Source organism: Thalassococcus sp. S3, assembly GCF_004216475.1.
Lineage (GTDB): Bacteria > Pseudomonadota > Alphaproteobacteria > Rhodobacterales > Rhodobacteraceae.
The window spans coordinates 2650260-2676075 of the sequence record NZ_CP022303.1 but is presented as its reverse complement, the minus strand read 5'-3'; the positions used below and the strand labels follow the sequence as shown (position 1 = coordinate 2676075).

Here is a 25816-nt window from a genome sequence, read left to right as displayed (position 1 = left end):
GGTCAGGACCGCTCTGGCAAGCGCTTTTCGCGGAAATCCTTAATTTGAAGGAAGATGCCGTGGCGGCAGGAGGGGCGTTGTCAACGGGTTCTTTTCAATTTTTGCGTGTGCGGGGAATTGTTTCCTGTCGATCCGGGTCGGATTGCAGCCCCGGGCGTGCGTGATTCGGTGTCGGGATCTAAGAGGGGTTACGGATCCAGGAGCCTAATTTGGAGGAAGCTGGTTTGACTAGCGAACCGACGGCATCATGACGAAGGGCTCCAAACCGGGGCCTTTGAACGAAAAAGGCCCGGATGATCCGGGCCCTTGCACAAATTCGCCTTAGCGGTTTTCGATATCGACGTAGTCGCGCGCCGTATCCCCCAGGTAAAGCTGGCGGGGGCGGCCGATCTTGTTTTGCGGATCGGCGATCATTTCCTTCCACTGGCTGATCCAGCCCACGGTGCGCGACAGGGCGAAGATGGGCGTGAACATGGAGGTCGGGAAGCCCATCGCCTCGAGGATGATGCCGGAGTAGAAATCCACGTTGGGGAAGAGCTTCTTCTCGGCGAAATAGGGATCTTCCAAAGCCTGCTTCTCCAGCACCTTGGCGACCTGCAGTTTGGGGTTGTTGTCGATGCCCAGAAGGTCGAGCACCTCATCCGCAGATTGCTTCATCACCGTCGCGCGGGGGTCGAAGTTTTTGTAGACGCGGTGGCCAAAGCCCATCAGGCGGAACGGATCGTCCTTGTCCTTGGCGCGGTCGATGAATTCGGGGATCCGGTCGACGGTTCCGATCTCTTCCAGCATCTCAAGGCAGGCCTGGTTGGCGCCGCCATGGGCGGGACCCCAGAGGCAGGCAATGCCGGCGGCGATGCAGGCAAAGGGGTTGGCACCCGACGACGAGGCCAGACGCACGGTCGAGGTCGAGGCGTTCTGTTCGTGATCGGCATGCAGGGTGAAGATGCGGTCCATTGCACGGCTGAGGATCGGGTTGACCTCGTAATCCTCGGCCGGGACGGCAAAGCACATGCGCAGGAAGTTCGACGCATAGTCAAGGTCGTTGCGGGGGTACACGAAGGGCTGGCCGATGGAATATTTGTAGGCCCAGGCGGCAATCGTCGGCATCTTCGCGATCAGGCGGATCGAGGCCACTTCCCGCGCCCAGGGATCATGGATGTCGGTGCTGTCGGGGTAGAAGGCCGACATCGCACCCACTACACCCACCATGATCGCCATCGGATGCGCATCCCGGCGGAACCCGCGGAAGAAGTTCTGCATCTGCTCGTGCAGCATCGTGTGATGGGTCACGCGGTGCTCGAAATCCTCCAGCTCGGCGGCGGAGGGCAGATTGCCGTAGAGCAGCAGATAACACACTTCGAGATAGTGGGATTTGCCGGCCAGCTGGTCGATGGGATAGCCGCGGTGCAAAAGCTCCCCCTTGTCGCCGTCAATGAAGGTGATGGTGCTGTCGCAGGAGGCCGTGGACGTATAGCCCGGATCATAGGTGAACACACCGGCCTGGCCGTAGAGCTTGCGGATGTCGATGACATCGGGGCCGGCGGTGGGGGAGTGCATCGGAAGCTCAAAGCTTTGCCCGTCGAAACTCAGCGTGGCGGTTTTTGTCGTTTCGGTCATCTTGGTGTCCCTCTTCCTTTCACGGGCGCGTGCGGGCAGTCCGCGGCGCGTGGGCCTTGCCTGCGCCGGGGCGCAGGGCGGTCGTAGCGGTCTAGGGTTACAGGGAAGTGAACCCCGTCAGCCTGCCGCCTCACTTAGTCGGGCCAGGGATTCTTCGCGTCCCAGTACCAGCATCATGTCGAAGACCGAAGGGGTCACGGCGCGTCCGGCAAGCGCGGCCCTCAAAGGCCCGGCCAGTTTGCCGAACTTGGTACCTTTCGCCTCGGCGAATGCGCTCAAGGCCTCCTCCAGGTTTTCGCGGGTCCAGCTAGCATTTTGCAAGTGCGGCGTCAATTCGGACAGTATACCACGGGATACCGTATCCAGGGCCTTGGCGGCCTTCTCATCGGGTTCGATAGGCCGAGATGTGAGGGCAAAATGTGCTTTTTCAAGGAGTTCCGGGAAGGTGCGCGCCCTTTCCTTGAGGCAATACATCGCAGCCTCCAGCTGCGCGGACTGTGCCTCGGTCAGAGCCGTTTGCCCGGATGCGGCGAGATAGGCTTCGGTTTCTTGCCGCAATGCAGCATCCTCGGTCACGGCGATATGCTGCCCGCAGAGATTTTCGAGCTTTTTTAGATCGAACCGCGCGGGGCTTTTGCCGATCCCGTCCAGATCGAACCAGTCGCGGGCCTGGGCGTCGGTGAAGAACTCGTCATCCCCGTGGCTCCACCCCAGCCGCGCGAGGTAGTTGCGCATGCCCGCCGCCGGGTAGCCCATGGCCTGGTATTCCTGCGCGCCGAGCGCCCCATGCCGTTTCGAAAGCTTCTTGCCATCGGGCCCGTGGATCAGGGGGATATGCGCCCAGACCGGCACATCCCAGCCCATGGCTTGATAGATCATCATCTGCCGGGCCGCGTTGTTGAGGTGGTCGTCGCCCCGGATCACATGGGTCACCCCCATATCGTGGTCGTCGACAACCACGGCAAGCATGTAGACCGGTGTGCCGTCGGACCGCAGGAGCACCATGTCATCCAGCTGGTCGTTGCGGATGGTCACATCGCCCTGGACCTGGTCGCGGATCACCGTCGCGCCCTCCTGCGGGGCCTTGATGCGGATCACGTAAGGCGCGTCCGGGTGAGTCTCCGGGTCGGCATCGCGCCAGGGAGAGCGGAAGAGGGTGGAGCGGCCTTCGGCCCGGGCGGCCTCACGGAATTCGGTGATTTCTTCCTGCGTAGAGAAGCACTTATAGGCCTTTCCTGATGCAAGAAGCTCATGGGCGACCTGGGCATGGCGGTCGGCGCGGGCGAACTGGCTAATGACCTCTCCGTCATGATCGAGGCCCAGCCAGGCCATGCCCTGCAGGATGGCTGCGGTCGCCTCAGGGGTCGAGCGCGCGCGATCGGTGTCTTCGATCCGCAAAAGGAAGGTGCCACCGCGCCCGCGCGCGTAGAGCCAGTTGAAGAGCGCGGTACGGGCACCGCCGATATGCAGAAAGCCGGTGGGAGAGGGTGCGAAACGGGTGACGACAGGTGCGGCCATGGCGGACTTTTACCTTTTGGTAACCATGAGGGAGATAACGTCGGGCCTGTCTAGCGATCCGCGCAGGAAGGGGCAAGCATGGGCCGTCTCGCCCGGATGGAGCAGGTTTTGCTGGCCCAAAGGGGGCATCTGTTTCCCTGGGCGCCGGTCTTCATGGCGGGCGGTATCGCGCTTTACTTTGCGCTGCTGGTCGAGCCGGAGATCTGGCAGATCGGCGCAGCCGGCGGCGGTGGACTGATCGCCGGAGCGATTGCGGCCCGTTGGCGGAGCGGGTTTGCACCGTTTGTCTGGGCGCTTGCTCTGGCGGCGATGGGTTTTGCGCTGGCTGGGGGCCGGGCGCATCTGGTGGCGGGTCCGGTGCTCGACTGGCGTTATTACGGGCCTATCGAGGGGCGGATCGTCAAGATCGACCGCTCGGCTTCGGACGCGCTGCGGCTGACCCTTGACCGGGTGCGGCTGGACGATGTGCGGCCCGCGAAAGTGCCGGAGCGGGTGCGGATTTCGCTGCATGGGGAGCAAGTGTTCGATCGCTTCTCACCGGGCGTGCGGGTGATGACAACGGGCCATCTGTCGCCGCCGCAGGGACCGGTGGAGCCCGGAGGCTTCGATTTCCGCCGCAATGCGTGGTTTCAGGGGCTTGGCGCTGTCGGTTATACTCGTGTGCCCGTCCTGCGCGCGGCTCCGGCAGAGGGCGGGCTGTGGGTGCTCAAGCTGCGCATGGCGGCCTCGGCCCGGGTGCAGGCGGCGCTGCCGGGCGATGTGGGCGGCTTTGCGGCGGCGGTGACGACGGGGGATCGCAGCGGTGTGGGTCAGGCGGCGCTCGATGCGCTGAGGGCCAGCAATCTGGCGCATCTTCTGGCGATTTCGGGCCTGCATATGGGGCTGCTTGCAGGGTTCGTCTTTGCGGTGCTGCGCATCGGCATGGCGCTGGTCCCGGCCTTCGCCCTGCGCGCGCCGGTGCGCAAGTTGGCCGCCGGCGGGGCGCTGGCGGCGGCGGCGGCCTATCTGGCGCTCTCGGGTGGTAATGTCGCGACCGAACGGGCCTTTATCATGGTGGCGGTGGCCTTGGGCGCGCTGCTGGTGGACCGCCGGGCGATCAGTCTGCGCGCGGTCGCGGTTGCAGCCTTGATCGTTCTCACGTTGAGACCGGAGGCGCTGCTGGGTCCGGGCTTCCAGATGTCCTTTGCCGCGACGACCGCTTTGGTCGCGGTCTTCGGCTGGATCCGCGATGCGGAGTTGCCCCGGGCGCCAAGATGGTTAACTCCTGTGCTGGGCGTGGTGATCTCCTCCGCCGTGGCGGGCGCCGCGACGGCGCCGGTGGGGGCCGCGCATTTCAACACGCTCTCGCAATACGGGCTTTTGGCCAACCTTGTCTCGGTCCCCGTGATGGGCACCTTCGTGATCCCTGCCGCTGTGCTGGCCGCGTGCCTGGCACCTTTCGGGTTGGAGGTGATCGGGTTCTGGATTATGGGGCTGGGTCTGCGTTGGATCTTGGGCGTGGCGCATTGGACGGCGGGATTGGAGGGCGCGCAGGGCTTCGTCGCCAGCCCCGCACCATGGGTGCTGCCCGTCCTGGCGCTGGGGGCGCTGTGGCTGATCCTGTGGCAGGGCCGTGCGCGGTTCGCGGGTGTCCTTCCGGTCGTGGCGGCGCTCTTGCTCTGGGGGCAGGCCGAGCGGCCGGCGCTGCTGGTGGCCGACACCGGCGGTCTGATCGGGATGATGACCGCCGAAGGCCGGGCGCTCAGCAAACCAAGGGGCGCGGGGTTCGTGGCGTCGAACTGGCTGGAAAACGACGGTGATCCGGCGGATCAGCAAGGGGCGGCGGCGCGGTGGCCGGACAGTCCGGACAAACTTCGCCTGGCGCGCCTGGACGGTCTCGATATCCTGCATGTGATCGGAAAGCGTGCGGCGCAAAGCCTGTCGACCTGTGCCAGCGGCCAGATCATCGTCAGTTCTGTGCCGCTCACGCTTTCGGGCCCTTGCGAGATATACGATCCCAAGCGCCTGCGCCGCACCGGCAGTCTTGCCATTCAGAACGGCACGCTCATCACCGCGCGCGACAGGTCAGGCACGCGCCTCTGGACGCGTTGATCCCTCGCTTCTTTGGGTCAGAAATATCCCGGGGGAGTCCGCCATGGGCGGACGGGGGCTGGCCCCCAGCCCGGTCTCAATACGTGCGGATCAACCCAACGAGGCGCCCCTGCACCTTGACCTTGTCCTCTGGAAAGACCCGTGTCTCGTAGGCCGGGTTCGCCGCTTCCAGCGCGATCGCATTGCCCTTGCGGAAGAACCGCTTGAGCGTCGCTTCCTGATCCTCGACCAAGGCCACCACGATATCCCCGTTATCCGCCGAGGATGTCTCCCGGATCACCACGACATCGCCGTTGTTGATCCCGGCGTCGATCATCGAATCGCCTTTGACTTCAAGCGCATAGTGATCGCCGGAGCCCGACAGCATCTGTCCCGGCACCGCAACCTGGTGTGACACCTGGCTGATCGCCTCGATCGGAACACCCGCCGCGATGCGGCCCATGACCGGCAATTCCACGGCGTGGATCGTCACTGGCTGCGCATTGGCCGGGACCGCGGGTTTGTCGCCGTCGATCACTTTGGGCGTAAAGCCCGTGCCGGGCTCGCCGCCCAGGCTTTCGGGCAGGCGCACGATCTCTATGGCGCGGGCGCGGTGCGCCAGGCGCCGGATAAAGCCGCGTTCCTCCAGGGCCGTGATCAGCCGGTGAATGCCGCTTTTCGACCGCAGGTCCAGCGCCGTCTTCATCTCGTCAAAGCTGGGCGGCACCCCGTCGCGCTGCAGGCGCTTGTGGATGAAGTCCAGCAAATCCAGTTGTTTCTTGGTCAGCATTGCTCGATGCCCCCTGATGGCGGTTTGCACGCGTTTACGTTTGTTCTACGCATGTTCACGTTTTGTGTCAACTGCCGGGTCAGCGGGGCGATGTCAGAGGGGGATATAGTCCACCATTTCTTCGGCTTTGCGCGCCGGATCATGCGGCGCGCGGACCAGAAGGGCGTTGGCGGCCGACAAGACAGTCAGAAGCGAGCTGTCCTGATTGTCGAACGCGCGCACGGTGCCACTATCGATCACGGCCCGCATATAATGTTGGCGCGGGCCGTTCGCACCGAGAGGCTCCGACAACTTGGCCTGAAGCGCGCGGAGCGGGGTTTCCCCCAAACCTTGCATCTTGCGCAACAGAGGCGCCACGAAGACATGACCGCAGACCATGGCAGAGACCGGATTGCCGGGCAGGCCCACCATCGCGGCCTCGCCCATACGCCCTGCCATCAGCGGTTTGCCGGGGCGCATGGCGATCTTGTAGAAACTCCGCTCCATCCCCATCGCATGGGCCACGTCGCCGACCAGATCGTGATCGCCGACCGAGGCGCCGCCGATGGTGACGATCAGATCGGCGCCTGCGGCCAGATCGAAGGCCATGCGCAGGGAGGCTTCGGTGTCGCGGGCGATGGGCAGGATGCGCGCCGTGCAGCCCATCCCCTCCAGCATCGCCTTGAGCCCGAACGTGTTCGAGGCGATGATCTGGTCGGGGCCTGGCGTCTCACCGGGTAGCACCAACTCGTCCCCGGTGGAGATCAGCGCCACCACGGGCTTGCGGGTCACCGGCACGTTGGGGATGTTCATGGAGGCGAGCAGGGCCACGTCCTGCGGGCTCAGCCTGCGCGGCGCTTCAAGAGCCGTTCCTTTGGAGAAGTCCCCTCCGGCAGGGCGGATGTTGGTCTTGGGGCCTGGATCGTCGCTGATCGTGACCAGATCGCCCGCGCGGGTGACGTCTTCCTGAATGACGACCTTGTCGGCACCATCGGGGATCGGTGCGCCCGTGAAGATGCGAACGGCCTGGCCTGGCCCGACTTGGCCCGCGAAACCATGCCCGGCGGCAGCCTCTCCGATCACCATGAATTGCGCGTGCAGGTCCGCTTCGACACCCTTAAGCGCGTAGCCATCCATCGAAGAGGCGGCGAAGGGCGGCTGGTCGCGGGTGGCATGGACCGTCTCGGACAGCACCCGGCCTGCGGCGTCGGTCAGGGGAACGGTTTCTGTCTCCAGCGGACCGGCGAGCGCGAAGAGGTGGGCGAGGGCCTCGTCAACGGTGATCATTTCGCCTCGTAACGTCCTGATTTTCCGCCGTCTTTCAGGGTGACGTGAACGCCGCCGATCTCCATCGCCTTGTCCACGGCCTTGACCATGTCATAGACGGTGAGCGCTGCGGTGGAGACAGCGGTGAGCGCCTCCATCTCAACGCCGGTCTGGCCGGTGGTTTTCACGGTACCTTCGATGCGGACGCCGGGCAGGTCGGGGTCCAGCGTCAGTTCGACCGAAACCTTGGTCACGGGCAGCGGATGGCAAAGCGGAATGAGATCGGGCGTCTTCTTGGCCCCCATGATCCCAGCGAGGCGCGCGACACCCAGGACATCGCCTTTCTTGGCGCGGCCTTCACTAATAAGATCAAAGGTTTCCGGCGCCATCTTCACCCAGCCGGCAGCGGTGGCGATGCGGTCGGTCACGGCCTTGTCTGAGACATCGACCATGTGGGCATCGCCCTTGGCGTCGAAATGGGTCAGTGCCATTACATCATGCCCGAGGTGAGCGGATTGGCCAGAAGCGTCCGGGTGGCGGCGGTCACATCCTCCTGCCGCATCAGGCTTTCGCCGATCAGGAAGCAGCGCGCGCCATACATCGCCATGTCAGAGAGGTCCTCGGGCGTCGACAGGCCGCTTTCAGAGATGATGATGCGGTCTTCGGGCACATGTTTGACCAGACCACGGGTCACGTCGAGAGAGGTCTCGAAGGTCCGAAGGTCACGATTGTTGATGCCGATCAACGGGCTTTTCAAAGCCGTGGCGCGGGTCAGTTCTTCTGCATTGTGAACCTCGATCAGCACATCCATCTCCCACCGGGTCGCGGCTTCCTCAAGCGCGATGGCCTCAGCGTCGGAGACGGAGGCCATGATGATCAGGATGCAATCGGCGCCGAGGACGCGGGCCTCGGCGACCTGATAGGGGTCGTACATGAAATCCTTGCGCAGGACGGGCAGGGCGCAGGCCTCCCGCGCCTGGGTCAGAAACTCAGGCGCGCCCTGAAAGCTGGGCCCGTCGGTGAGCACCGAAAGGCAGGTGGCGCCGCCGGTCTCGTAGGCCTGTGCCAGAGCGGCGGGGTCAAAGTCTTCGCGGATCAGCCCTTTGGAGGGGCTGGCTTTCTTTATCTCGGCGATCAGGCCGTATCCGGTGCGGCTGGATTTGTGCAGCGCGTCCGAGAACCCGCGCACGGTGGGCGCAGCGCGGGCGTCCTCTTCGACGGTTTCCAGAGGGCGCTCGGCCTTTGCGGCTGCGATCTCTTCGAGTTTGTAGGCCTTGATCTTGTCGAGGATGGTGTCGGTCATGTCGGGTCCTGCGTGATGCGGGCGAGGGCGGTGATCTTGTCGCGGGCGGCGCCGCTGTCGATGCTTTGGGCAGCCAGGGCCACCCCGTCGCGAAGGTCGGGCGCGGCATCGGCCACTACGAGGGCTGCCGCCGCATTCAGAAGCACGGCGTCGCGATAGGCCGACGGCGTGCCATCCAGCAATGCGCGGAACGCCTGCGCATTCTCTTCTGGCGTCCCGCCGACGATGTCATCGAACGGGTGCACGGGCAAACCCGCATCTTCGGGGTGAAGTTCCACGTCTTTGATCTGATCGTCTTCCAACGCGGCGACCCAACTGATGCCAGTAATGGTCAGCTCGTCCGTGCCATCGCTGCCATGGACCAGCCAGGCCCGGTCGGAGCCGAGGGCGTGAAGCGTTTCGGCCATGGGACGGATCAGATCACGGGAGAAGGTCCCGGTCAGCTGGCGTTTGACGCCGGCGGGGTTGGTGAGGGGGCCGAGGATGTTGAAGATCGTGCGCGTGCCCAGTTCGGCGCGCGTGGGCATGACATGGGCGATGGCGGGATGGTGCATGGGCGCCATCATAAAGCCGATGCCCGTCTCTTTGAGAGACTTTTCAACAACTTCGGGGCCGATCATTACGTTGATGCCCATCTGTGTCAGGGCATCAGCGGCGCCGGACTTCGAGCTGAGATTGCGGTTGCCGTGCTTGGCCACGGGCACGCCCGCGCCGGCCACGACGAACGCGGTGGCGGTCGAGATGTTCAGCGTGCCCTTGCCGTCGCCACCCGTGCCCACGATGTCCATCGCCCCGTCAGGCGCCTGAACGGCGTTGCATTTGGCGCGCATGACCGCGGCGGCGGCGGCGAATTCGTCCACCGTCTCGCCCCGGGTGCGCAGCGCCATGAGGAGACCGCCCATCTGGCTGGGCGTTGCCTCCCCCTCGAAAAGCGCGGCAAACGCGGTTTCAGCCTCGGACCGGGTGAGGGGGCGTTCGGCGGCGGCACCGATCAGCGGCTTCAGAGCGTCGCTCATGCGGGGACTTTCAGCTCGGACAGGAAGTTTTTCAACAGCGCATGGCCATGTTCGGACGCGATGGATTCAGGGTGGAACTGCACGCCGTGGATGGGCAAGTCGCGGTGCTGCAGGCCCATGATCACGCCATCTTCAAGTTCGGCCGTGATCTGGAGATCGGAGGGCAATCCCTCACGCTGGACGATCAGGGAATGATAGCGAGTCGCGGCGAACGGGGACGGCAGGCCGGAAAAGACGCCGGTGCCCTTGTGATGCATCACGCCTTTCTTGCCATGCACGATGTCATGACACCGCGTGACGGTGCCACCGAAGGCCTGGCCGATGGTCTGATGCCCCAGGCAAACGCCCATCAGGGGCATACGCGTCTCGGCGGCGGCCTGGGTCAGGGCCAGACAGATCCCGGCCTCATCGGGCGTGGCGGGGCCGGGGGAAAGAAGGATGCCGGAGGGTTTGAGCGCCATGGCCTGCTGGACGTCGATGGCGTCGTTGCGGATCACCTTGGTTTCGGTCCCCAACTCGCCCAGATAGTGGACGAGGTTGTAGGTAAAGCTGTCATAATTGTCGATCAGCAGCAGCATCTTGGCGACATCCGTTCAGGCATCCATTCAGGGGCTAGAGATTATGGCCCCTCTCGCGGTATGGTGCACACATGTTCAGGCTTGCGGGGCAGCGTCAAGGCCCCGGTGGACGGAAGAGGGACTGGACCGGGCTCATCGCCGCCAAGACGGAGAGGGTTCGGCCGGGCAGTAAAGAAAGGCAAGGCTGTGGCTAGGGGATTTCTCAGCGGGTTGATCTGGGGCGGGGTTGTCGCCGTCGGAGGGGCGGCGGTTGCGTCGCTGGTGACGGACCTTCCGGAAAGCCCGGATGTCGCCGACCGCGCACCGGATGGGGCCGCGCAGGTCGCGCCGCTTGAGGCGGGCACCGGAACCAATCCGGAGCCGGGCGGGCCGGCGGGCCGGGTCGATGGTGTATCGGCGGTGGGGCCGGATGTGCCGGCTCCGGATGCAATGGCGCAACCTGATACGGATCCGGCCGGTGTGCCGCAGATCGGAGAGGTTGCCGAGGGTCTGGGCGAACCGGGTCCGGCGGGCAATGCCCCGCAGGTGAGCACGACAGGTGCCGGTGCGCGCGCCGCGCCGGGCACGCCTGCAACGGCGCCGCAGGCGCCCGAAGCGGAAACCGAGCTTTCGATTTCGACCGAACCGGCGCAGCCCACCTTACCGGAGGTTGTCGAGGATAACTCTGGCTTCGATCCTGAGCCGGCTGACGAAGACACCGAGGCGCCATCGGTGACGGAGCCGGATCCCGCGCCGTCTGAAACGGCAGAAGCCGAAGGTGTGCAGGCAGAAGACAACACCGCCGAAGCGCAAGCCGCCGAGCAGGCAGAGGGCACGGACCCCGCTGGCAGCGAGAGCGCTGCCGCGGTGCCGGATGAGCCGGAGGTAGCAACCGAAGCGCCAGAGGCGCCAAGGGTCGCGGCCTTGCCGGAGGCCGGGGAGGGGCCGCGCATCGGCGAACGCGTGGTGCCGCTGACCGAACGGGGCGGCGCGACGAACCGGCTGCCGTCGGTCGGGGATGCGCCGCCAGAAGATGCGCCCGAACCGGTGAGCCCGCCGGAGGTCGTGGCGGGACCGCCCATCGAGGCTTTCGCGGTCCGGTTTGAAAACCCCGAGCAGAAGCCGCTGATGGGGATCGTTCTGATTGATGATGCCGACGCGGTCGGTGCCGAAGCGCTTGGCACCTTTCCCTATCCGCTAAGCTTTGCGGTCGATGTCACGGCCCCCGACGCCGAGGAAAAGATGGCCCGGCACCGGGCCAACGGGTTCGAGGTGATCGCGATGGTCAACCTCCCGGCCTCGGCCGCGCCAAGTGACGCGGAGGTCGCGTTCGAGGCGGGCCTCGCCGCCGTGCCGGAAGCCGTCGCGGTGATGGAGGGGCCGGGAGAGGGCGTGCAGGGCAACCGCGCGCTGTCGGACCAGATCACCCAGATCGTCAAGGCCTCGGGCCACGGGCTGATCATGCAGGACAATGGGCTGAATACGGCACAAAAGCTGGCCGCGCGAGAGGGCGTGCCGTCGTCGGTCGTGTTCCGGGATTTCGACGGGGCAGGTCAGACGCCGACAGTGATGCGGCGGTTTCTGGACCAGGCCGCGTTCCGGGCGGGCCAGCAGGGCGGTGTGATCATGATGGGGCGCGTCCGGCCCGACACGATCAGCGCGCTTTTGTTGTGGGGATTGCAGGACCGCGCCAGCCGGGTGGCGCTGGCCCCAATCTCGGCGGTGCTCACGCAGGCACCGGCGGAGTGATCAGGTCGAGGGCGCGCGGCCCAGATGAGCGGTAAACGCCTCGACCAGGTCGGGCTTTTGATGCACGCCGGAGATGACCTGCTGCACAGCGCCCGCGCCATCGAAAAGCAGCAATGTCACGTGCGGCACGCCGTGGCGATTGGCAAAGGCCGCGCCCTCATCGGTGGTGATGTTGGCCACGAGGTAGGTCAATTCGCTGTCATCAAAGCTGCGCAAGGCCTTGCGGGTCTGGCGCTGCAGCTCGGTGCAGAGCGTGCAGCTTGGGTCGTGGATCTGCACGATGGCGGGCGTGCCATTGCCGATACGGGTGAGATCGTATTCGGCCATCGTGGCCTGCACCGCGTTGACCGAAAAGAGACCGGCACCGCCCAGCACAGCCAGCCCAAGCGCGCCATAGCCGATCCTGCGTAGGGCGACGCGGCGATCAGGGCTTTCCACAACCGGGGTTGGTTGATGCTTTTTCCGCTGCGCTTTCGGTGACTTACGTTTCCTGGCCATGACCGAACCCTCGCTGTTTTGGCGAAGTCTACCGGCCCTCTTGTCGCTGACCCAATCACATTCCGGTCAGGCGGCCCCAAAAAGAGGACGCGGACAGACTGCCCGGGCCTAGCGGTTGCCCGATCCGGTAAAGCGCGCCGCGTCCGCGGCTGCACGGCGGATGGCGTTCGATTTGTGCACCGTCTCCTGATATTCGGCCTCGGGATCACTGTCATAGACGACACCGCCCCCGGCTTGAATATAAAGCGTGCCATCCTGCACCACCGCCGTTCTGAGGGCGATACACATGTCCATGTCGCCACCGGCGGAGAAGTAGCCCACGCCGCCACCATAGACGCCGCGCTTTTCGGGCTCCAGCTCGTCGATGATCTCCATCGCGCGGACCTTGGGCGCGCCAGAGACGGTGCCTGCGGGCATGCCGGCGAAAAAGGCGTCGAGCGCGTCTTTGTCCTCGGCCAGTTCACCGACCACGTTCGACACGATGTGCATCACATGGCTGTAGCGTTCGATGATGAATTGCTCGGTTGGTTTCACGGTGCCGATCTTGGCGACACGCCCCGTGTCGTTGCGGCCCAGGTCGAGCAGCATGAGGTGCTCGGCGAGTTCTTTCTCGTCCGCCAGCAGATCGGCCTCCAGCGCGCGGTCTTCCTCGGGCGTGGCGCCGCGGGGCCGGGTGCCTGCGATGGGGCGGATCGTAACCTCTTGCCCGAAGACGCGGACCAGGATCTCGGGGCTGGCGCCGATCACCTGGAAGCCGCCAAAATTGAAATAGAACATGAAGGGCGACGGGTTGGTGCGCCGCAGGCTGCGGTAGAGCGCGAAGGGCGGCAGCGGAAAGTCCTGCGCCCAGCGTTGGGAGGGGACGACCTGGAAGATATCGCCAGCGGCGATGTAGTCCTTGGCCTTTTCCACGGCGGCCCGGTAAGCCTCAGGCGTGAAGTTCGACACCGGCGGCGCGATATCCAGCGCCTCGCCCAGATCGCGCGTCTCGGCCGGCATCGCGCGTTCGAGGTCGCGCACGGCGTCCATCACCCGCTCGGCGGCCTGCGCATAGGCCGCGCGGGCCGATTGGCCGTCTGAGACCCAGGCGGGGGAGACCACCGTGACCTCTCCCTTCACGCCGTCCAGAACGGCCACGACCGAGGGGCGCATCATCACCGCGTCGGGCAGGCCCATCGGGTCGGGATTGATATCGGGCAGATGTTCGACCAGGCGGACCATGTCATAGCCCAGATAGCCAAAAAGCCCGGCGGCCGCCTGCGGCAGGTCGTCGGGCAGGGCGATGCGGCTTTCGGCGAGAAGCGCGCGGAGATTGTCCATCGGGTTGCCCGTCTGATCCTCGAACCCGTCGGGGTCGAACCGGGCGGTGCGGTTCAGCGCGGAGCCTTCGCCATGACAGCGCCAGATCAGATCGGGCTTCATCCCAATGATGGAGTAGCGCCCGCGCACCTCTCCGCCGGTGACCGATTCCAGCATGAAGGCGTCCGTCTGCGCGCCGGTGAGCTTGAGCATCAGCGACACGGGCGTGTCGAGGTCTGCGGCCAGACGGGTATAGACGATCTGGTTCTCGCCTGCCTCGTAAGCGCGGGCGAAGCTGTCGTAGTCGGGTGTGAGGGCCATTTACTGGAAGCTCGTAAGCACCGCGTTCAGAGCGCGCTGGTCGATTTGCGGGTTGGCCCGGATCTGGGCGTCGCGGGCAAAGGCGTCAAAAAGAGCCTGCGCCAGGGTCTGATCGAGATTGGCATCAAGTGCGCTGCGCAGCTGTTCCGTCTCGCCCCCTTCCACCGGGGGAAGCACCTCATCCAGACGCACGATCATCACGGCAGGGCCGGTGGGGATCACGCGCACTTCGCCTTCCTGCATAGTGAAGACATCGGCCATGAAACCGTCCGGCGCCGCCTCGATAAAGGCGGAGCGGGTCAGGCCCGTCTCGACCGTGGGGGTCAGGCCGGCCTCGGCGAAATCACCGCCTTCTGCCAGAGAGCTGATCGCGGTGCGGGCCTGATCCGACAGATTGTCGGCCACCGCGTCTGCGGTCCAGGCCTCCTCCACCCGCGCGCGGGCCGCTTCGAAGGGTTGTGGCCGTTCGGCCAGCGTCTCGTTCAGGCGCAAGGCGAAAAAGCCGCCATCCTGCAGAAACGCTACTTCGGGGAAATCATCTTCCGTCACTGCGGCTGCGGCCCGGCGAAACGCGTCATAGGCGGCGATATCGTCGCGTGCCTCGCGGGTCCAGTCGATCTGGCCCAGCGTCATGTCGGTTTCCTGCGCCACTTCCTCCAGCGTCGCGCCCCCGGCCAAAAGATCGTCGATGTTCTGTGCCTCTGCTTCGACAAGCCTACGCGCGCGGGCGGCGGCCAGTTCGTTCTGAAGATCGTCGCGTGCGTCTTCGAAGGGGATGTTGCGGGCCTCGAGGATGCCATTCACGCGGAAGAGCGCGGGGCCGAGCGGTGTGGGGTGGGGCCCCACTACGTCGCCGACACCGGCGGCGAAGACATCCTCACCGGCCGCGCCGATATCGGGACGCGCCACATCGCCCATATCGACATCGCTCAACTGCAGACCACGATCCTCGACCAGGCGTTCAAACGTGGTGCCATTCACCTCGATCTGTGCCAGCGCCGAGCGCGCGGCCTCTTCGTTCGAGAAGACCAGACGTTCGATCAGGCGCCGTTCGGGTTGGTTATATTGCGCATCGCGGTCCTCGTAGAGCTGCTGGAGCGCGGTCTCATCCACTTCGACCTGATCGAGAATGTCGTCGGGCGTCAGGACCACATATGTGATCTGCTTGGTTTCGGGCAGCATGAAGAGATCGCCGTTCTCGTCATAATAAGCCTGCAGATCCGCGTCGGACGGTGTCGGCAGCTCGGCGGTCATGTCGCTCTGGTCCAGACGGTCCCAGGTGAAGCTGCGGCGCGCGCCCACATAGTTGACGATCACGTCGGCAAAGGTGCCCGGCATGTCGGTGCCGCCGGTGATGGCGCCTTGCACAAGGGTCCGGGCGGCTTCGGCGCGCAGGTCGGCTTCAAACTCCGCCTCACGGATATTGGCCTGCTGCAGGGCAAAACGGTAGGCCTCGCGGTCGAACTGGCCGTCGATCCCCTGAAAGGCGGGGATCGCCACGATCTCACGCTGCAGATTTGCGTCGCCGATCGAGATGCCCAATTGCGCGGTTTCGTTGTCGATGGAGGCCAGCGTGACAAGGCGGCCAAGCACGATCTGGTCAAGCCCCATGGCACGCGCCTGGCTCATCGGCAGGGGCTGGCCGGTCTGGGCGGACACGGCGCGGATTTCGGTCTGCAGCTCACGGGCAAAGGCGCTGGTGCTGATCGGCTGCTCCCCAGCCATGCCGACGGTGCGGACATTGCCGGAAAGGTTGGTGGCACCGAAACCAGCAAGGCCCACGAAAAGCAGGCCCATCAGGATCCAGACCAGCGTGCGGGAAATCGAGTTCTTGCCTGCCATATCGCCCTCATTTGCCTCAAGCTGCCCGGTTCTACGACGCGGACAGAGGGGGGGCAAGGTCAGAAGCGGAGGCCTTTCAGACGTGTGAAGAGGGCGCCGATCCCCGCACGGTCGAGATTGGCGAAGGCCACGCGCAAGTGCCGCGCGCCCGACATGTCGTCATCGGGCATGAACATGGTGCCGGGGAGGAGCAAGATCCCCGCCTCCTCGACCAGTTTCGGGGCAAGTGCGTTCGAGGGCATGTCAAACGGGTGCTCCAGATAGGCGAAGTAGGCGCCAAGGCCCAGAAGGCGCCAGCCCTGAACCTCCAGCACGGGGAAGCCTTCGGCGATGGCGGCCCGGCGGTCCAGGATCTCGCGGCGTTCGCCGGCCAGCCAGTCGCCTAGGTTGCGCATGCCCCAGAGCGCCGCGTGCTGGCCGATCTGGGAGGGGCAGATGGCGACGGTGTCGAGGAACTTCTCGACTTCCGCCAGCCGCGCTTCGGACGCGATCAGGGCACCCACCCGATGGCCGGTCAGGCGGTAGGCCTTGGAGAAGGAGTAGAGATGGATCAGCGTATCGGACCAGTCCGGATCGGAGAAAAGGTCATGGGGCGCGCCGTATTCGGCGTGAAAGTCGCGATAGGTCTCGTCCAGGATCAGGGCGATGCCGCGGGCACGGGCCAGATCAAGGAAAGCGCGCAGGAGTGCGGGTGGATATTCGACACCGCCGGGATTGTTGGGCGAGACAAGCGCGATGGCGCGGGTGCGCGGGGTGATCAGCGCGGCGGCGCGTAGGGGATCGGGCAGAAGGCCCGCTCCGGTGGGCAAAGGCACGGCATCGACACCGGACATGTCGAGCCACATTTTGTGGTTGAAATACCAGGGCGTCGGCAGGATCACCTCGTCCCCTTCGCTGGTCAGCGTGCTGATCGCCGCGGCGAAGGCCTGGTTGCAGCCGGAAGTAATGCAGACCTGGGCCGGGGTGATCTCGCCCCCATACCCCGCCGACCATTGCATGGCCAGTTCGGCGCGCAGATCGGGCAGGCCGAGCACTGGCCCATAGAGATGCGCGCTGTCGTCGTGAAGCGCCGCATCGGCCATGACCTGCCGCAACGCCTTGATCGGTGGATCGACGGGGGCGGCTTGCGAGACGTTGATCAGCGGACGGTCATCGGGGAAGGCAATGCCTTCGATCCAGCGGCGCGCCTCCATCACGGGCGGGGCAAAGGTGGTGGCGGTGCGGGGCGCTGTCATGGGGACGGTCTGCTTTCTGGCTGGCGGCGGGTTTTCCCGTATTTATATCGAGAAGAAGACTGGACCGGTCCCCTGTTTCTTCTCGATCCAAATACGGCCGCCGGAGGCATCAAATCTCTTTTGGCGGATCAGTCCTTGCCGCGATAGGGTTGGACATATTGCAGCGCCATATCCCAGGGAAAGAAGATCCAGGTGTCCTGGCTGACCTCGGTGATGAAGGTATCGACCTGCGGGCGTCCCTTGGGCTTGGCATAGACGGTGGCGCAATGGGCCTTCGGATAAAGGGCGCGCACCACTTCCAAAGTTTTGCCGCTGTCGACAAGGTCGTCGATGATCAGGATGCCGGTGCCATCGCCCATCAGCGTGGCGTCGGGGCCCTTGAGCACCTGGGCGTCGGATTGTTTCTGGTGGTCGTAGGATTTGATGGAGATCGTATCGACCGTACGGATGTCAAGTTCGCGGCTGACGATCATCGCGGGCGCCATGCCGCCGCGGGTGATGGCGACCACGGCCCGCCAGGCGCCGTTGTCCGGGCCCTGACCATCCAGACGCCAGGCCAGCGCCCGGCTGTCGCGGTGGATCTGATCCCAGCTGATGTGAAAGCCTTTTTCGTGGGGCAGACGGTCGTTCATGATCTTACCTTTCAAGCAGCAGCCGCAAGCCGAGCGCGCCGAGAAGCGTGGCCGCGATCCGGTCGAGAACCGGCTTCAGTCCCAGATAGCGCCGCCGCGCCGCAGGCGCACCGAGCAAAAGCGCGATCAGCGTGTAAAACAGGATCTCAAGCACCCAGTGATTGGCCACGATCAGCCCGATCTCGGGGCCGGTCAAGCCCTGCGGGAAGACCACGACGATGACGGCGGCGGCGAAGAGCACCGATTTGGGGTTGCCGAAATTCACCAGAAGGCCCGACAGGACCGCCCGGCCATGGGGTGTCGGGCTTTCGCCGAGAGCGGTCCTCGCATGGCGCCAGGTCTGGATCGCGAGCCAGATCAGGTAGAGCGCGCCACCGATCTTGAGGAGCGTGTAGGTCCAGGGAAAGAGGCGGAAGAGGCTTTCGAGCCCCAGAAGGGCCGCAAGCGTCCAGCATGCCGCAGCCGTACCAAGGCCGATGCCCGTCGCGATCCCGGCGGCGCGACCGGAGGCGACGGTGGTCTTCATCGCGTAGAGCAGGGCGGCACCGGGGCTGGCGAGCGCCGCGATCAGGACGGCGTTGAAGGCAAGAAGGTTCTCCCAGCTCATCCCCGTCACCCCGCCGCGATGCGCAGGCCCAGAAGGGCGAGGAGGCCGCCGAAGGTCCGCTCGATCCACGCCTTGGCGCGGGCATAGGCGGCACGGGGGCCGGGACGGCTGAAGATCAGGGTGACGCAGGCGTACCAGGCAAATTCGATCAAGAAGATCACCGACAGGATCAGGGCCGCGTCGAGGAGGGTGGGGGAGACAGGCATCACGCCGGTGAAGACGGCGGCGAAATAGGCCAACGCCTTTGGGTTGGCGAGGTTGGTGAGCACCCCCAGCCGGAATTGCGCAAACGTCCCGCGCGGGGCCGTGGTGGCGGCGTCCGCCATAGGCGCCCCGGCGCCGCGCCACATCTGCCAGCCGATCCAGATCAGGAACAGCCCGCCTATGATGCGCAGGCCGGTTTGCAGCCAGGGCGCGATCTCAAAGATCAGCGACAGCCCGGCCAGAGCGGCGGAGGCCCAGAGCAGGATCGCCGCGGCCAGACCCGCCGACAGGAACAGTCCGGCGCGCAGCCCCTGGGCAGCGGCGGTGCGGATGGTCAGAACGGCGGCGGGGCCAGGGCTGATCGCGATGAGCGCCTGCATGAGCGCGAGGCTGAGGAGGGCGGCCAGCGTCACCGGCCTAGCCCTTGGTCATGTCGGGGGCGTCGACGGCTTTCATGCCGACCACGTGGTAGCCGGCATCGACATGCAGCACCTCTCCGGTCACGCCGGCGCCCAGATCGCTGAGCAGATAGAGTGCCGAGCCGCCCACATCGTCGATGGTCACGTTGCGCCGCAGGGGCGAATTGTACTCGTTCCACTTCATGATGTAGCGAAAATCGCCGATGCCCGAAGCGGCCAGCGTCTTGATCGGACCGGCCGAGATCGCGTTCACGCGGATGCCGTCCTTGCCCAGATCTTCGGCCATATACCGCACCGACGCTTCCAGAGCGGCCTTGGCCACGCCCATCACGTTGTAATGCGGCATGACCCGTTCGGCGCCGTAATAGGTGAGGGTGAGGCAGGACCCGCCTTCGTTCATCATCTTTTCCGCGCGCTGAACCACGGCGGTAAAGGAGTAGACCGATATGTCCATCGACATAGCGAAATTCGCGCGCGACGTGTCGACGTAGCGGCCGCGCAATTCGGATTTGTCGGAAAAGCCGATGGCATGGACGATGAAATCGAGCTGCCCCCATTCCTCTTTCAGAGCATCGAAAAGCGCGTCGATGGAGGCTTCGTCGGTCACGTCGCAGGGCAGCACGATGCTGCTGCCAAGCTGAGCCGCCAGCGGCTCTACCCGCTTTTTCAGCGCATCACCCTGAAAGGAGAAGGCCAATTCGGCGCCGGCATTGGCGCAGGCCTTGGCGATGCCCCAGGCAATGGACTTGTCATTGGCTAACCCCATGATCAGCCCGCGTTTGCCTGACATGAGTTCAATTGACATCCGCGCACCCTCGTCCATTTAGATGTTCTCGGCAGACCTTTAGACATTTGCCACATGCGCTTCAAGTGCGGCCGAGGGGGCAGGAAAGGACTTTGGTATGAGCGACAGAACGGGGCTTTTCGCCGGGGACGATCCGTTTGCGATTGTGCGCAGCTGGATGGCGGAGGCGGAAAAAAGCGAGCCGAATGATCCCAACGCGATTGCATTGTCGACCGTGGACGCGGACGGTTTGCCCAATGCCCGCATGGTTCTGCTCAAGGATGTCGAGGAGGGGGCCTTTGTCTTCTATACCAATTATGAAAGCCGCAAGGCCGCTGAGTTGGACAATGCGGGCAAGGCGGCGTTCGTGATGCACTGGAAGTCCTTGCGGCGTCAGATCCGGGTCAGGGGGCTTATCGAGAAAGAGGACGGGCCCAGTGCGGATGCGTATTACAAAAGCCGCTCTCTCAAAAGCCGCCTGGGCGCCTGGGCCTCCAGACAATCGCAGCCGCTGAGCTCTCGCACGGCCCTGATGGCGGAGGTTGCTAAGATCACGGCCAAGCATGGAACGAACCCCGAACGCCCGCCCTTTTGGGGCGGATACCGGATTACACCCGTAGAGATCGAATTCTGGGCCGATGGCGCCTATAGGTTGCATGACCGTTTCGTTTGGAGACGCGCAACGGCGCATGACAAATGGGCGATTTCCCGCCTGAGCCCGTGAAGTTTCCGCAAGGTGAGGCTCAAACCCTTGGAATCTGCAAGATTATAGGACTTGAATTGGACAGCGTGTTTCGCGCACTAATGTGATGGGGGACACGGTATGGGTGTAAGAGGTGACCTTGGCTGACGACCTCAACAATCTTCATCAGGTGCGCGGGCATGTGAAATGGTTCGACCCGGCCAAGGGGTTTGGCTTTGTCGTCGCCGACGAAGGTGGGCCGGATATCCTGCTGCATGTGAACGTGCTGAGAAACTTCGGACAGAACTCCGTCGTTGATTCCGCGCGGATCGAGGTGGTCACCCATCGCACTGAACGCGGTGTGCAGGCTGTCGAGGTGGTCAGTATCGAACCGCCGGTGAGAGACGGCACACCGATGTTGACCGACATCGCGGAATTGTCGCCTGACACGGTCAGCAACGCGCCGCTGGAGCCTGCGCGGGTGAAGTGGTTCGACAAGTCGAAGGGCTTTGGCTTTGCCAATGTCTTCGGCAAACCGGAAGATGTCTTTTTGCATATCGAGGTGCTGCGCGGCTCGGGCCTGTCGGACCTGCAGCCTGGTGAGGCACTTGCCATCCGGGTGATCGATGGACGGCGCGGGCGCATGGCGGCCGAGGTTTTCGCCTGGGAAACCGCGACAATCCCCGATCTTGGCTAACATGCGCGTATTGGCGGTCCTTTGCGCGTTGCTTTGGGCGGGGCAGGTTTTGGCAAACTGCGCATCCGATCGCGTGTCGATGCGCGGCGAGTGGGGCGAGGCCCGGTTTCAGGTCGAACTGGCGGATACGCCGCAGGAGCGGTCGCGGGGGCTGATGTTCCGCGAAGATCTGCCAACCATGTCGGGGATGCTGTTTGTCTATGAATATCCGCAGACCGTCAGTTTCTGGATGAAGAACACTCTGATCCCGCTCGACATGATCTTTGTGGATCGCACGGGTCTTGTCCGCGGTGTGCATCACGAGGCCATACCGGGGGATCTGACCCCTATTCCGGGAGGGCGTGACATCTTTGCGGTGCTCGAAATCAATGGCGGCCTATCCCGACGGATGGGAATTTCGACCGGCACTCAGATGCGGCATCCGGTTTTTGAGGGTGGTCCTGCGATTTGGCCCTGTTAGGGCTTTTCAAAGCCGAGGGAGGCCGCTAGGAAGGCGCACGGTCCGGGGCGTGGCGCAGTCTGGTAGCGCACCTGTTTTGGGTACAGGGGGTCGTAGGTTCGAATCCTGCCGCCCCGACCATTTTTCAAAATAAAATCAGTAATTTACTGATTTAGCTTGGGGCTGATTTTTCCTGAGATACTTCCAGCTACTATACAGCTACTAAACGGCACCAGCTACGAATCCGCAGGTTTGGTGATATGCACGTTTTCCAGCGCGGGGAGTATCTCCCAGATGAAGCTGGCATCGGAGTAGGTGCGGTTGCCTTGCTGGTAGCGCGTCCCGATCCGGCGTAGACGCATCACATCGGTGGCAGTCAGGCCAGCATCGAGCAACTGTTTGGTGCGGGCGCTTGCAGCCCATTCCAAGAGTTCGCCCATGCAGGCGGTGATTTCCAGAAGCGTCATGTCGGCGGTTGGGCGGAAGGGTAGTGTGGATTTTGTGACTGGCATCATGCATTCCGAATGTTTGGGGGTTCATCGGCGGGCAAGCTGGTGCAATCGAGGGTAAGAGACACTCCCAGCACATCGGACGAATGCACCGAATGCACGGCGTAGAACACATGGCCTAGCAGGATCAGCGCTAACCCGTTGGGAGCATAGTCGGTGATCACCGTAACCAGATGTGACCCTTCATAGGTTTGGCTGGCAGTGAACACAGTTTCTTTGCTCTTGTCCGCGTAGCCGTAGGTCTGGCCAATTCGGTCAAACTGCATCTCGCCAGCGGCATCAAACACGGCAGCACCGCTTTCCTCTGCTACGCCATACAGCACCGCCTCAGAGTAGAGGGGCGACACCTTGGCCATGCGCAGGGCTGTATCAATCGGGCTATTCACTGTCCCACCCCGCCATGGCCAGCGCCTTTTGAAGGTCAACGCCTGCCCCTGTCAAAATGCCCACGGCACGGGCACGGCCCGCAATATCAGCGGACATCATGTCAGCCGTAGACAGGCTGGTGAGGCCCAGCTTGGCCGTGAGTTCGGGCAGGATTTGGCGGGCTAAGGGCTGGACCGTTTGCAGCACAAACAGGCGGTAGGCTTCCCGCATTGCCCCGGCGTTGCCATTTTCGGTCATCAAGGCGGGCGGAATACCGCACCCGGTCAACAGTCGAATGTGCAGATCGCGGCTTACATCTCGAAATTCTGTTTTTTGCAGATCGGGGGACAAATCAACGCGCCGCCATTCGGCTGAGTGCCCGCCTGTCTGGTGCGCAAAGTCGCTCTTGCTGGTTAGAACCGCCAAAGCCCCGTTTTGAAGCCCTGACACGGCCTTTGCCTTTTGATCCTCTGCCACGGCAGACGGAAACGGCAGGACACCTTTCCCGGCGTATCGGCTGGCAGTCGAGAAAGCGGATTCGATCTCTGCCAGCAAGGCCGGGGTCAGCCCCATCATCTGCCACGGGCTACGGCCTTTCCAAGGCTGGACAGGATCGGTGTTGATCTTGAGGTGAAGCACTTCATCTGCCAGCGCCTTCACCGTCTCAGTGGTGTTCACGCGGGCGATGTGAAGGTGATACCGCCCGTTGCCCAGTTCATCCCAGTAGGCCACAGGCACCAGATCAAGGGCCGATCCATCCGCCCGGATGTGCCAGCAACTTTCACCCTTCATGCACAAGTCGCGCCCGATGGCGGCAAGCGTGTCGGCACGCAAAGTGGTGCTTTCATCGGTGAGCATCGCAAAGCCTGACTGCCAGTAGTGCAGCGCAGTGCCCGTTGTCGCGGTCAGGTTCACGCCCGCATCGGTCAGCACCTGTTTGCGGCGGTGATCCATGTAGTCGAGGGTCACGCCCATGGCGGCCCGTGTTTCGATCTTGCGCTTGAAGGGCCAGATCATAACCGCATCTCCCCTGCCAGCATCGCGCCCGCGCCAGACCCATAGAACACGGGCATAAGGGTTTCGCGGGTCAGGCTACTATCACCAGCGGCTTGGCTCTTAAACTCGCGCCGCGCGGGCGATTGCAGCAGTTGGTAAAGCGTCAGATTGTAGACGGCCTGTTCAACGGCGGGCGTGACGGTTGCCCCCGGCGTAGTGGTGGTGTGTCCGATCCTGTAGAGCGTGAACGGCTCAAGTTCGATCAACCCGGCAGACGGGATGTAAGTTTCTGCGTGTTGCACCCAAGAGCCTTGGGCGTAGGCTTCAAAGGTCAGTTCCTCAGGGAACGGATACCGGGGCCACGTCCAGACCATTGGCGCGCTCACTTTGACAATGACTTGGCCCGCAGTGGTGTCCCGGTAGGTCTTACCCGTGAAGGCCTCCACCATGGCCCAGGACGCGCTCAGCATACCTTGCGCGGTGAGTTCTGAGGTGCCCGCCTCTAGGGCAATGTCGCTGGCCTGAGGGTCCATAGGGTCAGCGCCGAAGCTCCATTTGGTCTCAAAGTGTTCAATCATGGCAGCAACACCTTATGTTGACCGCCGTGCAATTGATTGCACGACATGCTGCGCAGTTCCGCAGATGTGGTGGGATAAGCTGGTCGCGTCACAATACTGAGTTCGTAAAGCACCAGCTTGGCGAGTTGCCGGATCATCACGCCCGCGTTGCCGGGTTCTGGCACCAGCTTTTCAGCATCGGGCACCACGTCTTTGGGCGGCACACGAAAACCGGGGCTAATCCCAGTGGCCAATCCAGAGCCGATCAGAGCAAGAGCATCCACCACATGGCTGGCCCGTTCGGCCCCCTCAGGAATGGTGGCGAAGAATTCCAGAAACTTGGCCCCGTCTTTGAGTTCGAGAGTGCCCGATTGACGGCTGGCCAAGGGTTTGTCGAAGGAATGCCCAAACAGCAGGTTCACTTCTGCCAGAGGGTTGGACAGAGTGAAGTCAAAGGCCCCCGGCATGATCTCTTCTTTGCGGACGGTGCCCCGATCAGACAGCACCGCCCATTCGTTGTAAGGAAAGCGGCCCGCAATTACGGGGCGCTTATCCTGTTGCCGCACCTCTAGGTCAGACGCGGCCCAGATGGCGCGGCGTTCCATTATGCGCGGTCCTGCACGTTTTCCAGCTTCGCAAAGTGCGTTGCCGCCCGCTGCACCAGCACGTCCACGAATGCGAACATGGTCAGGGCCACCTTGCCAGTCTTGCTTTCGCTGTAAGGGTCCACCAGCAATTCTGGGCTTCCCCAGTTCACCAGATAGGCACGGCCACCACCGGCGCTCATGTAGACGGTAGATGCGCCCTTGTCGGTGGCGTCACGGTTGCCGCGCGTAGATACCTGTTGCGAGAACATGGGCGAGAACCCAGCACTTTTCAGGCGGTCCAATTCGGACACGGCGGTGCCCGTGATCAGGGTATCTGCAAGCGTCTGGTGAAGGATCGGCGCCCCGGCAATACGCACCTGAGACGGGTCAGACAGTTTGGCCGTCTCTTGCAGTTCGGTGGCGTGCAGCAACAGCGTCGAGAATGACGCCTTGTCGCTCACGTCAATGGCTTGGCCGTCCAGAATAGTGGCAAGGCCAGCGGGTTCTTCTGAGGCCCCGGTGCCTTGGAACACGGCAAGGTCAATTCCTTCCCGCATTACCTCTGCCAGATCGCGCCGCAGCATCGCATCCAGCGCGGGGTTCTTGCGGATGGCTTGACGGCTCAGCAGATAGCGCCCGGTTGCCGTGTGCAGGTCAGGGCTTTGGGCGGTGGTGGTGATGGCCGCAGCATCGGCCCCGGTCCCCTCAGATACCCATGACAGGCCCGTGCCCCCGGTGATCTCAGGGAATGACGGGTTGCCCGTCGCTTGGATCGTCTGGACGCCAAAACGTTGCGCGGCAGAGGCTTCAAAGAACCGTTCCAGCGCGGTCATGGTCGGACGACTGGCCAGATCACCGGACGCGGATTGCGTGGTTTCCACATCAGCGCGAGTTTCAAGGGTCAGGGCTTCCCACGGGAACCGATCACCACCTTTTTGCGCCCTGCCGTGGCGTTGCTCCAATTCGGCGGAAACCTCCGCTTCACGGCCCGTCAGAGCCTTGTCGGCGCTCAGGTCAGAAATGAAGCTGGACAGATCGAATTGGCGGCACTCAGCCTCAAAAGAGCGTTCGGCGTTGTCAGGCTCTTTGATCTTGTCGCGTTCCTGATCTTCGAGGATCAGCGCCGCCCGCAATTCCACCTCAGCCCCTTGGTAGGCATCGGTGAGTGACCGCAGTTCGGTGCGGGCGTCATCGGTGATTTCATCGGCCTTTTGGATTTCGGCCATGCGTTCCCGGCGTTTGGACTGCGCAAGGGTGATCTCTTGGGATTTCAACAT

At 63.8% G+C, this 25816-nt stretch carries 27 protein-coding genes and 1 tRNA gene; 6 read left to right on the top strand and 22 right to left on the bottom strand.

What is annotated here, in order from left to right; translation table 11 throughout:
• Positions 1–321: 321 nt before the first annotated feature.
• Both gltA and gltX read right to left on the bottom strand, forming a co-directional pair.
• Positions 322–1617 carry a citrate synthase gene (gene gltA / locus CFI11_RS13295; protein ID WP_130406713.1) on the bottom strand — a complete coding sequence of 432 codons (1296 nt, stop codon included), beginning with the start codon at positions 1615–1617 and terminating at the stop codon, positions 322–324.
• Between the two features lie 117 nt (positions 1618–1734).
• A complete protein-coding gene (gene gltX, locus CFI11_RS13290) occupies positions 1735–3135 on the bottom strand; it encodes a glutamate--tRNA ligase (RefSeq protein ID WP_130406711.1) in 1401 nt (466 codons plus the stop codon).
• A gap of 78 nt (positions 3136–3213) precedes the next feature.
• Here gltX and CFI11_RS13285 point away from each other — a divergent pair, with 78 nt between their 5' ends.
• Positions 3214–5226, top strand: a complete 2013-nt coding sequence (locus CFI11_RS13285; protein ID WP_130406709.1) for a ComEC/Rec2 family competence protein — start codon at positions 3214–3216, stop codon at positions 5224–5226.
• A gap of 76 nt (positions 5227–5302) precedes the next feature.
• Here the strand turns inward: CFI11_RS13285 and lexA are convergent, their stop codons facing one another.
• The 6 genes from lexA to CFI11_RS13255 form a co-directional block, all read right to left on the bottom strand.
• Positions 5303–5995 (bottom strand): transcriptional repressor LexA, encoded by a 693-nt coding sequence (gene lexA, locus CFI11_RS13280; RefSeq protein ID WP_130406707.1) that lies wholly within the window; start codon positions 5993–5995, stop codon positions 5303–5305.
• A 93-nt stretch (positions 5996–6088) separates the two neighbouring features.
• A complete protein-coding gene (gene glp / locus CFI11_RS13275; RefSeq protein ID WP_130406705.1) occupies positions 6089–7261 on the bottom strand; it encodes a gephyrin-like molybdotransferase Glp in 1173 nt (390 codons plus the stop codon).
• Positions 7258–7731 (bottom strand): cyclic pyranopterin monophosphate synthase MoaC, encoded by a 474-nt coding sequence (gene moaC, locus CFI11_RS13270; RefSeq protein ID WP_130406703.1) that lies wholly within the window; start codon positions 7729–7731, stop codon positions 7258–7260. The genes glp and moaC overlap by 4 nt, the downstream gene beginning before the upstream one ends.
• Positions 7731–8543 carry an indole-3-glycerol phosphate synthase TrpC gene (gene trpC / locus CFI11_RS13265; RefSeq protein WP_130406701.1) on the bottom strand — a complete coding sequence of 271 codons (813 nt, stop codon included), beginning with the start codon at positions 8541–8543 and terminating at the stop codon, positions 7731–7733. The genes moaC and trpC overlap by 1 nt, the downstream gene beginning before the upstream one ends.
• The gene (trpD, locus tag CFI11_RS13260) at positions 8540–9559 is read right to left on the bottom strand and encodes an anthranilate phosphoribosyltransferase (protein WP_130406699.1); all 1020 of its coding nucleotides are present in this window, start codon (positions 9557–9559) and stop codon (positions 8540–8542) included. The genes trpC and trpD overlap by 4 nt, the downstream gene beginning before the upstream one ends.
• Positions 9556–10137 carry an aminodeoxychorismate/anthranilate synthase component II gene (locus CFI11_RS13255; RefSeq protein WP_130406697.1) on the bottom strand — a complete coding sequence of 194 codons (582 nt, stop codon included), beginning with the start codon at positions 10135–10137 and terminating at the stop codon, positions 9556–9558. The genes trpD and CFI11_RS13255 overlap by 4 nt, the downstream gene beginning before the upstream one ends.
• A 186-nt stretch (positions 10138–10323) precedes the next feature.
• On the opposite strand from CFI11_RS13255, the gene CFI11_RS13250 reads away from it, so the two are divergent.
• Entirely contained in the window at positions 10324–11865 is a 1542-nt protein-coding gene (locus CFI11_RS13250) for a divergent polysaccharide deacteylase family protein (RefSeq protein WP_254448919.1), read from the top strand.
• Here CFI11_RS13250 and CFI11_RS13245 read toward each other — a convergent pair whose 3' ends face one another.
• The 8 genes from CFI11_RS13245 to fabI all read right to left on the bottom strand — a co-directional run bounded on the left by CFI11_RS13245 (position 11866) and on the right by fabI (position 19727).
• A complete protein-coding gene (locus CFI11_RS13245) occupies positions 11866–12363 on the bottom strand; it encodes a hypothetical protein (RefSeq protein WP_130406693.1) in 498 nt (165 codons plus the stop codon). It abuts the gene before it with no gap.
• 108 nt (positions 12364–12471) lie between these two features.
• The gene (trpE, locus tag CFI11_RS13240) at positions 12472–13983 is read right to left on the bottom strand and encodes an anthranilate synthase component I (RefSeq protein WP_130406691.1); all 1512 of its coding nucleotides are present in this window, start codon (positions 13981–13983) and stop codon (positions 12472–12474) included.
• Positions 13984–15825: a peptidyl-prolyl cis-trans isomerase gene (locus CFI11_RS13235; protein WP_130406689.1), complete on the bottom strand. Its 1842-nt coding sequence runs from the start codon at positions 15823–15825 to the stop codon at positions 13984–13986.
• A 59-nt stretch (positions 15826–15884) separates the two neighbouring features.
• Positions 15885–17060 carry an aminotransferase gene (locus CFI11_RS13230; protein ID WP_130406687.1) on the bottom strand — a complete coding sequence of 392 codons (1176 nt, stop codon included), beginning with the start codon at positions 17058–17060 and terminating at the stop codon, positions 15885–15887.
• A 128-nt stretch (positions 17061–17188) separates the two neighbouring features.
• On the bottom strand, positions 17189–17692 hold the full coding sequence (gpt, locus tag CFI11_RS13225; RefSeq protein ID WP_130406685.1) for a xanthine phosphoribosyltransferase: 504 nt from the start codon (positions 17690–17692) through the stop codon (positions 17189–17191).
• 4 nt (positions 17693–17696) lie between these two features.
• Complete coding sequence (locus tag CFI11_RS13220; RefSeq protein WP_130406683.1) at positions 17697–18299, bottom strand: LysE family translocator; 603 nt, start codon at positions 18297–18299, stop codon at positions 17697–17699.
• Positions 18300–18304: 5 nt separating this feature from the next.
• Positions 18305–18916 carry a LysE family transporter gene (locus CFI11_RS13215; protein ID WP_130406681.1) on the bottom strand — a complete coding sequence of 204 codons (612 nt, stop codon included), beginning with the start codon at positions 18914–18916 and terminating at the stop codon, positions 18305–18307.
• Positions 18917–18920: 4 nt separating this feature from the next.
• On the bottom strand, positions 18921–19727 hold the full coding sequence (gene fabI, locus CFI11_RS13210; RefSeq protein ID WP_130406679.1) for an enoyl-ACP reductase FabI: 807 nt from the start codon (positions 19725–19727) through the stop codon (positions 18921–18923).
• 97 nt (positions 19728–19824) lie between these two features.
• Here fabI and pdxH point away from each other — a divergent pair, with 97 nt between their 5' ends.
• From pdxH to CFI11_RS13190, 4 genes are all read left to right on the top strand, one after another.
• Positions 19825–20430 (top strand): pyridoxamine 5'-phosphate oxidase, encoded by a 606-nt coding sequence (pdxH, locus tag CFI11_RS13205; RefSeq protein WP_130406677.1) that lies wholly within the window; start codon positions 19825–19827, stop codon positions 20428–20430.
• Positions 20431–20548: 118 nt separating this feature from the next.
• Entirely contained in the window at positions 20549–21085 is a 537-nt protein-coding gene (locus CFI11_RS13200) for a cold-shock protein (protein ID WP_130406675.1), read from the top strand.
• Between the two features lies 1 nt (position 21086).
• Positions 21087–21545 (top strand): DUF192 domain-containing protein, encoded by a 459-nt coding sequence (locus CFI11_RS13195; RefSeq protein ID WP_130406673.1) that lies wholly within the window; start codon positions 21087–21089, stop codon positions 21543–21545.
• 43 nt (positions 21546–21588) lie between these two features.
• Positions 21589–21665 (top strand) — tRNA-Pro (locus tag CFI11_RS13190).
• A gap of 95 nt (positions 21666–21760) precedes the next feature.
• On the opposite strand, the gene CFI11_RS13185 is transcribed toward CFI11_RS13190, so the two are convergent.
• The 6 genes from CFI11_RS13185 to CFI11_RS13160 are packed head-to-tail and all read right to left on the bottom strand — an operon-like array spanning position 21761 to position 25816.
• The gene (locus tag CFI11_RS13185) at positions 21761–21991 is read right to left on the bottom strand and encodes a hypothetical protein (RefSeq protein WP_130406671.1); all 231 of its coding nucleotides are present in this window, start codon (positions 21989–21991) and stop codon (positions 21761–21763) included.
• A 44-nt stretch (positions 21992–22035) separates the two neighbouring features.
• Positions 22036–22419, bottom strand: a complete 384-nt coding sequence (locus CFI11_RS13180; protein WP_130406669.1) for a hypothetical protein — start codon at positions 22417–22419, stop codon at positions 22036–22038.
• The gene (locus CFI11_RS13175; RefSeq protein ID WP_130406667.1) at positions 22412–23416 is read right to left on the bottom strand and encodes a phage portal protein; all 1005 of its coding nucleotides are present in this window, start codon (positions 23414–23416) and stop codon (positions 22412–22414) included. The genes CFI11_RS13180 and CFI11_RS13175 overlap by 8 nt, the downstream gene beginning before the upstream one ends.
• Positions 23413–23973: a hypothetical protein gene (locus CFI11_RS13170; protein WP_130406665.1), complete on the bottom strand. Its 561-nt coding sequence runs from the start codon at positions 23971–23973 to the stop codon at positions 23413–23415. Before CFI11_RS13170 ends, CFI11_RS13175 begins: the two co-directional genes overlap by 4 nt.
• Positions 23970–24557 carry an HK97 family phage prohead protease gene (locus CFI11_RS13165; protein WP_130406663.1) on the bottom strand — a complete coding sequence of 196 codons (588 nt, stop codon included), beginning with the start codon at positions 24555–24557 and terminating at the stop codon, positions 23970–23972. The genes CFI11_RS13170 and CFI11_RS13165 overlap by 4 nt, the downstream gene beginning before the upstream one ends.
• Positions 24557–25816: a phage major capsid protein gene (locus CFI11_RS13160; protein ID WP_130406661.1), complete on the bottom strand. Its 1260-nt coding sequence runs from the start codon at positions 25814–25816 to the stop codon at positions 24557–24559. Before CFI11_RS13160 ends, CFI11_RS13165 begins: the two co-directional genes overlap by 1 nt.

Bases quoted from the DNA above. Each gene is read 5' to 3' on its own strand.
- CFI11_RS13220 (WP_130406683.1), bottom strand. From the start codon at position 18,299: ATGAGCTGGGAGAACCTTCTTGCCTTCAACGCCGTCCTGATCGCGGCG.
- CFI11_RS13285 (WP_130406709.1), top strand. From the start codon at position 3,214: ATGGGCCGTCTCGCCCGGATGGAGCAGGTTTTGCTGGCCCAAAGGGGG.
- lexA (WP_130406707.1), bottom strand. From the start codon at position 5,995: ATGCTGACCAAGAAACAACTGGATTTGCTGGACTTCATCCACAAGCGC.
- CFI11_RS13175 (WP_130406667.1), bottom strand. From the start codon at position 23,416: ATGATCTGGCCCTTCAAGCGCAAGATCGAAACACGGGCCGCCATGGGC.
- CFI11_RS13245 (WP_130406693.1), bottom strand. From the start codon at position 12,363: ATGGCCAGGAAACGTAAGTCACCGAAAGCGCAGCGGAAAAAGCATCAA.
- moaC (WP_130406703.1), bottom strand. From the start codon at position 7,731: ATGGCACTGACCCATTTCGACGCCAAGGGCGATGCCCACATGGTCGAT.
- fabI (WP_130406679.1), bottom strand. From the start codon at position 19,727: ATGTCAATTGAACTCATGTCAGGCAAACGCGGGCTGATCATGGGGTTA.
- CFI11_RS13160 (WP_130406661.1), bottom strand. From the start codon at position 25,816: ATGTTGAAATCCCAAGAGATCACCCTTGCGCAGTCCAAACGCCGGGAA.
- gpt (WP_130406685.1), bottom strand. From the start codon at position 17,692: ATGAACGACCGTCTGCCCCACGAAAAAGGCTTTCACATCAGCTGGGAT.
- gltX (WP_130406711.1), bottom strand. From the start codon at position 3,135: ATGGCCGCACCTGTCGTCACCCGTTTCGCACCCTCTCCCACCGGCTTT.
- gltA (WP_130406713.1), bottom strand. From the start codon at position 1,617: ATGACCGAAACGACAAAAACCGCCACGCTGAGTTTCGACGGGCAAAGC.
- CFI11_RS13165 (WP_130406663.1), bottom strand. From the start codon at position 24,557: ATGGAACGCCGCGCCATCTGGGCCGCGTCTGACCTAGAGGTGCGGCAA.
- pdxH (WP_130406677.1), top strand. From the start codon at position 19,825: ATGAGCGACAGAACGGGGCTTTTCGCCGGGGACGATCCGTTTGCGATT.
- CFI11_RS13235 (WP_130406689.1), bottom strand. From the start codon at position 15,825: ATGGCAGGCAAGAACTCGATTTCCCGCACGCTGGTCTGGATCCTGATG.
- trpE (WP_130406691.1), bottom strand. From the start codon at position 13,983: ATGGCCCTCACACCCGACTACGACAGCTTCGCCCGCGCTTACGAGGCA.
- CFI11_RS13195 (WP_130406673.1), top strand. From the start codon at position 21,087: ATGCGCGTATTGGCGGTCCTTTGCGCGTTGCTTTGGGCGGGGCAGGTT.
- trpC (WP_130406701.1), bottom strand. From the start codon at position 8,543: ATGACCGACACCATCCTCGACAAGATCAAGGCCTACAAACTCGAAGAG.
- CFI11_RS13255 (WP_130406697.1), bottom strand. From the start codon at position 10,137: ATGCTGCTGCTGATCGACAATTATGACAGCTTTACCTACAACCTCGTC.
- trpD (WP_130406699.1), bottom strand. From the start codon at position 9,559: ATGAGCGACGCTCTGAAGCCGCTGATCGGTGCCGCCGCCGAACGCCCC.
- CFI11_RS13230 (WP_130406687.1), bottom strand. From the start codon at position 17,060: ATGACAGCGCCCCGCACCGCCACCACCTTTGCCCCGCCCGTGATGGAG.
- CFI11_RS13170 (WP_130406665.1), bottom strand. From the start codon at position 23,973: ATGATTGAACACTTTGAGACCAAATGGAGCTTCGGCGCTGACCCTATG.
- CFI11_RS13185 (WP_130406671.1), bottom strand. From the start codon at position 21,991: ATGACGCTTCTGGAAATCACCGCCTGCATGGGCGAACTCTTGGAATGG.
- glp (WP_130406705.1), bottom strand. From the start codon at position 7,261: ATGATCACCGTTGACGAGGCCCTCGCCCACCTCTTCGCGCTCGCCGGT.